We start from the raw sequence: 277 nt of genomic DNA, 5'->3' as shown, positions 1-277 counted from the left end.
CCGAGCTTCCGTTGCTGGAGCGGCCGGCGGCCGCGCGGGCGGCGGGGTTCACGGCGGTGGAGCTGTGGTGGCCGTGGGTGGATGCCCCGGTGCCGGAGCGGGCGGAGCTGGAGGCGCTGCGTGACGCGCTCAACGACGCCGGCACCCGCCTGGTGGGCCTGAACTTCTATGCCGGTCAGTTGCCGGGTCCGGATCGTGGCGCCCTGTCGGTGCCGGGTGAGGAGTCCGAGAGGTTCCGGGCGAATGTGCCGGTGGCGATCGAGTTCGCCCGGTCGCT

General features: G+C 73.6%; 1 protein-coding gene. It reads left to right on the top strand.

Annotated elements, in window-relative coordinates:
* Window positions 1–277: TIM barrel protein (locus OO62_RS36210; RefSeq protein WP_033271982.1), on the top strand; the 277-nt coding region annotated here is incomplete at both ends.

Origin of the sequence: Streptomyces lydicus (assembly GCF_000717345.1) — a bacterium.
GTDB lineage: Bacteria > Actinomycetota > Actinomycetes > Streptomycetales > Streptomycetaceae > Streptomyces > Streptomyces lydicus.
Note: the sequence above shows the minus strand (reverse complement) of the source record. Positions and strands in the feature narration are given on the sequence as shown.